The organism is Geobacillus jurassicus NBRC 107829 (assembly GCF_001544315.1).
GTDB lineage: Bacteria > Bacillota > Bacilli > Bacillales > Anoxybacillaceae > Geobacillus > Geobacillus jurassicus.
The window spans coordinates 1-6154 of sequence record NZ_BCQG01000093.1 but is presented as its reverse complement, the minus strand read 5'-3'; the positions used below and the strand labels follow the sequence as shown (position 1 = coordinate 6154).

The 6154-nt window shown below is 53.8% G+C and carries 7 protein-coding genes; all 7 read right to left on the bottom strand.

Annotated elements, in window-relative coordinates; genetic code table 11:
• Positions 1 to 50: 50 nt before the first annotated feature.
• Positions 51 to 293, bottom strand: coding sequence for a YlmC/YmxH family sporulation protein (locus GJ1_RS16970; RefSeq protein ID WP_066234999.1), 243 nt, complete (start codon positions 291 to 293; stop codon positions 51 to 53).
• 98 nt (positions 294 to 391) lie between these two features.
• Entirely contained in the window at positions 392 to 1171 is a 780-nt protein-coding gene (gene sigG / locus GJ1_RS16965; RefSeq protein ID WP_066235005.1) for an RNA polymerase sporulation sigma factor SigG, read from the bottom strand.
• Positions 1172 to 1290: 119 nt separating this feature from the next.
• Positions 1291 to 2010 carry an RNA polymerase sporulation sigma factor SigE gene (gene sigE / locus GJ1_RS16960; protein WP_066234997.1) on the bottom strand — a complete coding sequence of 240 codons (720 nt, stop codon included), beginning with the start codon at positions 2008 to 2010 and terminating at the stop codon, positions 1291 to 1293.
• Between the two features lie 50 nt (positions 2011 to 2060).
• Entirely contained in the window at positions 2061 to 2975 is a 915-nt protein-coding gene (spoIIGA, locus tag GJ1_RS16955) for a sigma-E processing peptidase SpoIIGA (RefSeq protein WP_066234994.1), read from the bottom strand.
• Positions 2976 to 3370: 395 nt separating this feature from the next.
• Positions 3371 to 4498, bottom strand: a complete 1128-nt coding sequence (ftsZ, locus tag GJ1_RS16950; RefSeq protein WP_066234989.1) for a cell division protein FtsZ — start codon at positions 4496 to 4498, stop codon at positions 3371 to 3373.
• Between the two features lie 27 nt (positions 4499 to 4525).
• Positions 4526 to 5794, bottom strand: coding sequence for a cell division protein FtsA (ftsA, locus tag GJ1_RS16945; protein ID WP_066235002.1), 1269 nt, complete (start codon positions 5792 to 5794; stop codon positions 4526 to 4528).
• A 198-nt stretch (positions 5795 to 5992) separates the two neighbouring features.
• A partial coding sequence (locus tag GJ1_RS16940; protein ID WP_157068413.1) for a small basic family protein occupies positions 5993 to 6154 on the bottom strand: 162 nt, incomplete at its 5' end.

Here is a 6154-nt window from a genome sequence, read left to right as displayed (position 1 = left end):
CTTAAGATTTTGTCGAAACATTGCTGTCAACCTTAGGCTATCCTTTGGATTCAATCCGTATCATGAAGGCGGACTAAAATGACGTCGGCTCCGATCTTGACGATGTTCTGCCATGGAATGACGACCGCCTCTTCGCGCCCGAACAGCCCGAGCACTCTTCCGGAGCCTAAAATAATGAGCGAACGGATTTTGCCGGTATCTAAATCAATATCAATGTCCCCGATATTGCCAAGCTTTTTCCCATTGGCCACGTTGACAACGTCCTTCGTTTGAAATTCAGAAATTCTCATCACGGTTTCTTCCCCCGCCTTTCCCTCTCCCTCTTTTTCATCTATATGACGCCAAATGAGTGGTTATGTGCTAAAGAAAAAAGGCTGCGTCCGCAGCCTGCTCACACTTGGATGTTTTTATTCATTTGCCGGATCGCCGCTTTTTCGAGCCTGGACACTTGCGCCTGGGAAATGCCGATTTCTTCGGCCACTTCCATTTGCGTCTTTCCTTGGAAAAAGCGTTTGCGAATGATCATTTTTTCCCGCTCATTCAACCGCCGAAGCCCTTCCTTCAAGGCAATTTCTTCGATCCATTGGCTGTCGCGGTTGCGCTCGTCGCTCAGCTGGTCCATCACGTAAATCGGATCGCCGCCGTCATTGTAAATCGGTTCAAACAACGAAACCGGGTCTTGAATGGCATCGAGGGCGAAAACGACTTCCTCATGGGCGACGCCGAGTTCTTTGGCAATTTCCTCGGTCGACGGCTCTTTCGCCGTCTCGCCCATGAGCCGCTCCCGCACTTGCAGCGCTTTGTAGGCGATGTCGCGCAGCGAGCGCGAAACGCGGATCGGATTGTTGTCGCGCAAATAGCGGCGGATTTCGCCGATGATCATCGGCACCGCATAGGTGGAAAACTTCACGTTTTGATTGAGGTCAAAATTATCAATCGATTTCATGAGTCCAATGCAGCCGACTTGAAACAAATCATCTACAAACTCGCCGCGGTTGTTGAAACGCTGAATGACGCTCAACACGAGGCGCAAGTTGCCGTTCACTAATTTTTCTCTCGCCTCCAAATCCCCTTCATGCATCCGTCGGAACAGTTCGCGCATTTCCTCATTGTTGAGGACGGGAAGCTTCGAAGTGTCTACGCCGCAAATCTCGACTTTGTTCCTCGTCAAGTTGTTCCCTCCCATCAGGAGATGCTAAGTCGTCAGTTTTCAGTATCTCCTTGGGAGGGAAAAATATGCACAGCCTGTCCAAACAGGAAAAAGCGGCGGAAGTCCGCTCCCGCCGCCGGCTACATCATTTTATTGAACTCTTTGCGCAACCGTTTAATGATCCGCTTCTCAAGCCGTGATATGTACGATTGCGAAATGCCGAGCAAATCGGCGACATCTTTTTGCGTCTTTTCCTCGCCGCCGGAAAGTCCAAAGCGCAATTCCATGATTTGCTTCTCGCGGTCGCTCAGCTGGCGCAAGGCGTTCAGCAACAGGCGCCGGTCAACGTCCGCTTCCAAGTCTTTTGTGATGACATCGTCTTCAGTGCCCAAAACATCGGACAGCAACAGCTCGTTGCCGTCCCAATCGACATTGAGCGGTTCGTCAAACGACACTTCCGCCCGCACTTTGTTGTTGCGGCGCAAATACATTAAAATTTCGTTTTCAATGCAGCGCGACGCGTATGTTGCCAGCTTGATCTTCTTTTCCGGATTGAACGTATTGACCGCCTTAATCAGGCCGATCGTGCCGATGCTGATCAAGTCTTCGATGTGGATGCCGGTGTTTTCAAACTTGCGCGCAATGTAAACGACAAGACGCAAATTGCGCTCAATCAAAAGCGACCTCGCCGTGTCATCGCCGGCGGCGAGCTTGGCAATCAGCTGCTCCTCTTCTTCTTTCGTCAGCGGCGGCGGGAGCGCTTCGCTGCCGCCGATATAATAAATTTCATCCGCCTTCAGGCCGAGCTTGGCCAAAAGCTTATACAGCCAATACATGAAGCGAAATTTCCACTTTTTCATCAAACTCCCCCTTCTAAACAGGTAAAAAGCGAGTATGATATAGTAACGAGCTACGAAGCGGTCAGCTTTCGCCCCGTCTGCACCATTTTCGGATGGACGATGCAGTCGTACTCCCCATCTGCTGACAACGGTTCGGCGCTTAAGGCAACGAGCCCATGTTTCACCTCAAGCCATTGGTTTTCATACAATAGCATAATGCAGTCCGGCTTGACCGCCACCATCATTTGCGGACCGCTGCCGACCGCACGGTACGGAATCAGGCGAAGACGATGAGCCCACTGCTCCGGCGGGGGAGCAAGCTCCATGCGGGCGCTGAGGCAAGCCAACAGCTCATCAGGCAGCACGTCCTTCGCTTTTTCTTGATCGACCACCATCACCGGCGTTTTCGTCAACGGATCGACGAGCTGATTGCCGCTGTCGATCAAACCGCGCAACGGAAGCGGCTCGCCGTCCCACACCATCTTGACCTCAATGATATGTTCAAACCGCAGTTTTTTTTCACGAATCTCCTCCACCCTTCGGCGGGAAAAAAGCCATAAAACCGGAAACCCGATGACAACAAACAGCCAGCTGACCGGATCGCCCGCCCCGGGATGATGCATGAGAAGCATTCCTTGGCGTACGGACAGTCGGTGCGCGAAAAAATAATGAACCGCCAGCATGCCGCCGCCGACGGCGAACGTGGCAAAGTAAAACGCCAGCATATTCTCAAGCAAATAGCGCGGCCGCTTAAAGCCAAATGCGGCAAGCACGATCAATATCGAAACAGCGATCTTCACAAGCGGATGCTGGGCGATGGCGGAAAACGGGGTGAACAGCAATACGACAAGCAGCGAGCCGATCAACGCCCCGGCCAACAGACGCCACCAGACGATCGGCCGCTTGAGCATGAGCGCCGTCAGCCAAAGAAGCAACGCGTCAAAACAGACGTTCAACAGCCAAATAACATCGAGATAGACGACCAACCATCAAGCCCCTCCCCCCGCCCACATCGACTTTGTCTGAAACAAGTATATAGCATACTGCAAGGGAAAGTCTGTCAATCGGTGGCGGTGAAAAAGGGGATGTTTTGTCAAAACAGGGGGAAACGCGGCGAATCAAATCGGCCGCACGAAAGCCTTGCCTGCCTTCTCTTCTTCGCCCTTGCACTGCGAGGGCGGGAAGCCAACGCGAGAAGTTGGGCGAAAAAGGTGCACTTTAAGCCATATTGAGCAATGAAATGCTGCAAATACGCTGATCGACCGCGGTTTCCCTTCTCCGACGGCGCCGGAAAAAACGATAAATCACCGGCCTTCGAGAGATTTTTTGATCCTAATGTGAAAAACGGGCATGAACAAAACGTTCATGCCCGTTTCGCCATCTAGCGGCGGCGATTGCGGTTGCGCAAGAAAGCGGGAATGTCAAGCGGATCTTCCACTTGCCCCGAGCGGAGCGCCGCATAATCTTGCATCGGCTCCTCGCGCTTTTCGCGCTTTGGCGCCGGCGTCACTTTCGGCACGGTGCCAATGCGCGGCGCGCGCGGCTGCGAAGCGACGTTTTCGTTGAATCCAGTCGCAATAACCGTCACAATGATCTCATCCTTTAAGTTCTCATTAATAACGGAACCGAAGATCATGTTCACTTCTTGATCCGCCGCCGAAGCGACGATGTCGGCCGCTTCCTGCACTTCGTACAAGCTTAAATTCATGCCGCCGGTGATGTTCATCAGCACCCCTTGTGCACCGTCGATCGACGTTTCCAACAGCGGGCTGGAAATGGCTTTTTTCGCCGCCTCGGCTGCCCGGTTTTCACCGCTGGCGATGCCAATGCCCATCAATGCCGAACCTTTATTCGACATGATCGTCTTCACGTCAGCGAAGTCAAGGTTGATCAACCCCGGCACAGCGATCAAATCGGAAATGCCTTGCACCCCTTGACGCAGCACGTTGTCCGCTTCACGGAACGCCTCAAGCATCGGCGTATTTTTGTCGACGATCTCAAGCAACCGGTCATTCGGAATGACGATGAGCGTATCGACCGCCTCTTTCATGGCGGCGATGCCGCTTGCGGCTTGCGTCGCCCGCTTCCGCCCTTCAAACGTAAACGGGCGCGTGACAACCCCGACCGTAAGCGCTCCTAATTCGCGGGCAATTTGAGCAATGACCGGCGCAGCGCCAGTTCCCGTGCCGCCGCCCATGCCGGCGGTGACAAACACCATATCGGCGCCGCGGAGCGCTTCTTCAATTTGCTCTTTGCTCTCCTCAGCTGCTTTTTTTCCAACTTCCGGGTTCGCCCCCGCGCCCAAGCCGCGTGTCAGCTTCGCCCCGATTTGCAGCTTGATCGGCGCCTTCGACAAGTTGAGCGCCTGTGCATCCGTATTGACCGCAATAAATTCCACACCTTGGACCCCATGCTCAATCATCCGATTGACGGCGTTGTTGCCGCCGCCCCCGACTCCAATCACCTTGATCGTTGCCAACTGATCGACTGTTGTCTCAAACTCCAACATGGCCAAATCCTCCTAAAATTTCAATCTCTATTCAAAGAAAGAACCGAAAAATTTCTTGACCTTCTTCCCAAAACGGTCTTCTTTCTTTTTAGGTTTCGGCTGCTGTTTTTGCGAGGGGCGCTCGACCGGCTCCACCGCAGCGGCAGCCGGGACCGTTTTCCCCTGCAGCTGCGCCTGCCGGTAGGCGAACTTGAGCAAGCCGACGCCGATCGTATACTGCGGGTCGCGCACACCGATATAATCCGGCATGGCGATGCGGACGCTCGTCCCTAAAACGACGTGGGCCAGCTCAAGCAATCCTGGCATATTGGCGACGCCGCCGGTCAGCACATAGCCGCCGGGAAGATCGCGAAATCCAAGCCGGCGCACTTCCTGCTGAACCATTTGCAAAATCTCCTCCAGCCTCGCCTCAATAATATCGGCAATCTCCAGCTGGCTGAACTGCTGGTGCTGATCGGTGCCCATGATCGGCACGCTGAACACTTCTTCCTCCGAAGCGTAATCGTAAAACGCATGTCCGTGCTTCAGTTTGATTTTTTCCGCATCGTCCGTGGTCGTCCGCAATCCGATGGCCAAGTCTTTCGTAATGTGCTCCCCGCCGACCGGCAGCGAAGAGACAGCTTGCAGCGCCCCTTGCTCGAAGACAGCGACCGTGGTCGAGCCGCCTCCTAAGTCGACAAGCGCCGCTCCGAGATGCCGCTCGTCATCGGACAGCACGAGCATACCGGCCGCCAGAGGCTGAAGACAAATGTCGCTGATTTCCAAGCCTGCCCGCTCCACACAACGAAGGAGATTATGTAATACCGTCTTCGCGCCAGTCACCATAATTCCTTCCATTTCCAAGCGGACGCCGAGCATGCCGCGCGGATCATGAATGCCGTCCAATCCGTCAACGATAAACTGGCGCGGAACGACGCCGATGATTTCCCGATCGGGAGGGATGGAGACAACTTGCGCGGCATCGATGACGCGGGCGACATCTTCATCGCTGATTTCCCGGTTTTCGCTCGCGACGGCGACGATGCCATGACAGTCATGGAGCTGGATATGGCTGCCGGCCACCCCAACGATCACACGGCGGATCGATAAACCGACCATTCGCTCCGCTTGCTCGACCGCCCGTCTGATCGATTGCACCGTTTTGTCTATATCAACAATCGCCCCTTTTTTGAGCCCTTCCGCTTTGACATTGCCCACCCCGATAATGTTAATGGAGCTGCCTAACATTTCCCCGATGATGACTTTCACGCTCGATGTCCCGACATCCAGGCTAACGACGATCTCATTGCTGCTCATTTTTTGGCATCTGCCTACTAAAAACGCGCCGGTGCCGGTCGGCGTTTCAGTAAGCAGCGACACCTCCTTTTTCGGCTGAAATTTCCCATCTCTGTCTATTCGGTCTATGTCTAGTTTGCGAGTTTCGCAACAACGGTATATTTATTTTGTTTTACCCCATATAATTCAACACGCGAGAAGAGTTTCCCTGTCTTTCGTCTAACTTTTTTCGCGATTTTGCCGCCGCTTGGCCCACTCGGCAAGCCAAAGGCGACGGATGATGGCAATGTTTTGAAACAAGCGGACGCCGAAGGCGAACACAGCCGCTAAATACAAGTCTACACCAAGATGCACCCCAAGAAAAGTTAAAGTTGCGGCCAG